At 40.4% G+C, this 3,166-nt stretch carries 5 protein-coding genes; all 5 read left to right on the top strand.

Annotated features, from left to right (window positions below):
• Window positions 1–166 precede the first annotated feature (166 nt).
• Entirely contained in the window at window positions 167–784 is a 618-nt protein-coding gene (locus HC733_RS21805) for a DUF3164 family protein (protein WP_190367081.1), read from the top strand.
• 9 nt (window positions 785–793) lie between these two features.
• A complete protein-coding gene (locus tag HC733_RS21800; RefSeq protein ID WP_190367080.1) occupies window positions 794–1,435 on the top strand; it encodes a gp16 family protein in 642 nt (213 codons plus the stop codon).
• A complete protein-coding gene (locus HC733_RS21795; protein ID WP_190367079.1) occupies window positions 1,428–1,823 on the top strand; it encodes a Mor transcription activator family protein in 396 nt (131 codons plus the stop codon). Before HC733_RS21800 ends, HC733_RS21795 begins: the two co-directional genes overlap by 8 nt.
• Complete coding sequence (locus HC733_RS21790) at window positions 1,817–1,999, top strand: hypothetical protein (RefSeq protein WP_190367078.1); 183 nt, start codon at window positions 1,817–1,819, stop codon at window positions 1,997–1,999. The genes HC733_RS21795 and HC733_RS21790 overlap by 7 nt, the downstream gene beginning before the upstream one ends.
• 110 nt (window positions 2,000–2,109) lie before the next feature.
• Window positions 2,110–2,706 (top strand): hypothetical protein, encoded by a 597-nt coding sequence (locus HC733_RS21785; RefSeq protein WP_190367077.1) that lies wholly within the window; start codon window positions 2,110–2,112, stop codon window positions 2,704–2,706.
• Window positions 2,707–3,166 lie beyond the last annotated feature (460 nt).

The following is a 3,166-nucleotide window of genomic DNA, read 5'->3' as shown; positions in this document are numbered from 1 at the left end:
CAGCGTGAAATCGTAGTGATCGCAGAACCAACAGGTTTGCGCTGTTTAACAAATGGCTGTGGCTGGGTTGGCGAAGGCGTAACGGTTTGCCCTAAGTGTCAGGGCGATAAATTTCATAAATTTCATAAATTTCAAGCAATTCAAGCTAGGTCGTAGGAGTTGAACAATGAATACAGAACGAACATTTTTAGCAAATCCTCGTGGCTATCAAGTGCCGATTGAAAAAATAGCGGCTCATGATGTTGTAAAACATGACTTAGTAAATGGTTTTGTTGATGAAGCAAAGGCACTGTCTGAGTTACACGATGAGTTTAAACGTAAGGTTTTTAAAGGGGTTAATTCCTTTATCGCAGATTTATACGCGAATTATGATGTAGAAATAGGCGGCACTAAAGGCAATGTGTCACTCACCAGTTATGACGTTAAGCGCAAAGTGGAAGTAGGTGTGGCGGATCAGATCACCTTTGGACCTGAGATTAATGTAGCTAAAGAGCTTATTGACAAGGTAATAAATGAAAAGCTTGAAACACTGGGCGAAGACAAGCTTTTACGGCAAATAGTGCAAGATGCATTTAGTACCAATAGTGACGGTAATTATAACAAAGCGCGGATCATGGCTTTACGTAAGTATCGACTTGCTAGTGATAGTGAAGATTGGGCCAAGGCCATGCAAGCACTAGATGATGCAATCATTTTATCAAGCACTAAAACATATGTTCGCTTTTATGAGCGAAATGCCCAAGGTGGTTGGGTTCATATTCCTTTAGTTAGCAAGTCTTTATAGGTGGTAACTATGAAAATGAGTAAATCACGCTACATTCAATTGATACATGTAGGCCAAGGGCAACTGGGGTGGGATGATGACTTATACCGCTCAGTGCTGCAAAAACTGACTGGCAAAGAAAGCTGTAAGGATATGAATGTTACAGAGCTTAAAAGAGTTTTGGATGACATGAAAGAAAACGGCTTTAAGGTTGTTACCAAAAAGCGTAGTGGCAAAAACTCGCCAATTACCCGCGATAAAGACGATAAAACTCAGCTCGACAAACTGCGCCAACTTTGGATTGCGATGAAATATCGCGGCTATATAAAGGAAGGGTCTGAACAAGCATTGTTGCAATGGTCTAAAAGTCAGGCGAAGCGTTTGAATAAGAATGTGGCCATTGAGCGTTTGGAATGGCTACAGCCAAAAATGCTCAATGTGCTAATTGAACAACTCAAAAGTTGGTATGTAAGGGTAATGGCAAAAGATATGGATGAACTTGCGCCTGATTTAAAAGCGCTTCCTTTATATAAGGAAGAACAAGTGGCAGCCCAGCGATATGTATTTGACTATAGCGGCAAGTTTCAACGTTGTAATGTTGAACAGTTAGAAGCAGCGTTGAACTTTACAGGCCAAATGCTGGGTAAATATAGTGGGGTGCGTAATGTCTAATTTAGATCATGTGGAATTGGGCAAAGCCTCTGAACGTGCTGAAGGCATGCTATTTACAATTCTAGAACTGGTAGCCGAAGGAACTAAGGAAGCATTGGGTGATGATGCCGCTACGAAATTGGGTCTAGATGTTATAGACACCGTTCGTACAACGTTTGGCGGTGAGTATGTTTATGTATGTAAAGGCCGCAAGTTAGATGCAATGCTAAAGAGTAATCAAATGTGGGCTGAGTTTAGAGGCAATAACCACCGTGAACTTGCCAAAAAATTTGGCTGCTCAGTTCAATGGGTTTATACGGTGATCAGAACCAAAAACATGATCCTATATGGTGATGCTCAGGGCGACTTATTTGAAGGGTGTAATAATGAAGGACAAGCAACATGCTAATAAAGGAAGAACAAGAGCAAATAGCGCTACAATATATAGCTGGTTTTTTAAATTCATATGGCTGCAATTCGCTTGATGATGTTGAGGACGCTTTACAGCATTTGATTGATACAGCTATAGTGACTCAATCGCAGTATAGAAATGGTCAAGCTGAAAAAGCTGCGTCTATTAACTAAACCAAAAGGCGGCGCAAATTTCAGCGCGCCGCTGACTTTCATAATGTTTAGTAGCTTATTCGGGTATGAGCTAGAAGCGGACATAAGAAATATTGATTTACAGAGGGCATATGGAGCAAATATACGAATGGATAAAAATATTAGGTGGTAGTACAGTTCTGATTTCTACAAGTGCATTTATTGCCAAATTGCTCGTTGAAGTTTCCTTTACAAAAGCACTTGCCACATTTAAATCTGAGTTTGAAGCGGAAATTCGTAAACGTGAAAAGTCGGTTGAAAAGCTGGAGGAGCTTCACGGTCTGTTAATGGAAATGTATCTTCGACTTTATGTTAAGCATTGCGATGTCATTGAAATGGTCAAGAAAGGTGCAACTGTCGAGCATGTAAGAGAATATCTCGGCCATCAAGATATGGGGCAAGAAGCATTTATTTTACAGAGCAGGGTAAAATCTCTTGCTGCCATTTATGCTAGAGAGATTAATACAGACACTTCAGAGAAAACTGGTGAGTTGGTGAAACAAGTTAGTGTGTTTGCTTCAAAACATAGAGAAAAATCATTAAATTCGGATGATCTTGATGCACTGTCCAACAAGTTAGAAGAATTCAGGTTATCTGCAAATGATTACATGAGTAAAATCTGTGACTTAATTCACAGAAAATCTAACAAGCAAATTCACCCGACTCCTAACAACGAAGTTGCTGAGTAGAGTGTTTCAACAGTCCGCTCGTAGCTCATGAGCGGCCGTTAGATCTGATTGAGCCCTATTATCGAATCTAACAGTTCTAGTTAGGGGTTATTCACATAATGTGAAACCAAGTTTAAAATAGTGTCTCACTCAATCCCGTACATTCCCAGATGATCCCGGAGTTATCGCACAATCCTATAGTTAGTTTTCGTACATTAGATCACAAGGTGAAGGGAGCGACTTCACAGCTGCTAAGCCATACTCCCTCAGTTAAGTAGGCGAGTCCCTCAGCAACAGCTAAACTGGCTCATCTCACCTTGCGCAAAAGGAATGTAAGCACTTCGTGCTTTGTCATTAAACTTTTGGTGACCTTACGGCAAGATAGCGCAAATAAGTAAAAACCATCCGGCATACTTGATTGCAACCTAAACAACTAAGGTGTGATCAATGAATACCACAACATCATTAGAGCAAATTAAAG

Source organism: Pseudoalteromonas sp. S16_S37 (assembly GCF_014694405.1).
Lineage (GTDB): Bacteria > Pseudomonadota > Gammaproteobacteria > Enterobacterales > Alteromonadaceae > Pseudoalteromonas.
Note: the sequence above shows the minus strand (reverse complement) of the source record. Positions and strands in the feature narration are given on the sequence as shown.